General features: G+C 63.9%; 1 pseudogene. It reads right to left on the reverse strand.

The window, feature by feature from the left end:
- Positions 1–84: 84 nt before the first annotated feature.
- Positions 85–438, reverse strand: a pseudogene (locus KBI52_RS33790) (class I poly(R)-hydroxyalkanoic acid synthase); the annotation flags it as partial.

Raw genomic sequence — 438 nt, forward strand, 5'->3', positions numbered from 1 at the left:
GGCACCGATGCCGCGGGTGCCACCGGTGACCAAAACGACACGCGCCATGCTGTTTCCTTCTCCCTGTTGACTTCATAATGGGTTCTACTGCGCCCGGACATAGCTGCCGGGTGCATCTTCAATGGACGTGAGCTTGCCCGCACTGGGCCGCCGGGGTTTGACCCACCTGCGGTCCTGCGCCTCGATCCAGGTCTGCCAGTGTGGCCACCATGAGCCGGGATGCTCTTCCGCATGTTCGAGCCACGTCTCGAGCGAACCTTCAGGTTCTCCACCCGTCCAGTACTGATAGCGCCCACGCGATGGAGGGTTGATGACCCCGGCGATATGCCCGGAGCCGGCCAGCACGAAGGTCACCGATCCGCCTAAGCGCCCTGCCCCGGAAAACACCGAGTGCGGTGGTGCAATATGGTCCTCGCGGGCGGCCAAGTGGAAGACCGG

Origin of the sequence: Microvirga sp. HBU67558, from assembly GCF_018069605.1 — a bacterium.
Classification (GTDB): domain Bacteria; phylum Pseudomonadota; class Alphaproteobacteria; order Rhizobiales; family Beijerinckiaceae; genus Microvirga; species Microvirga terrae.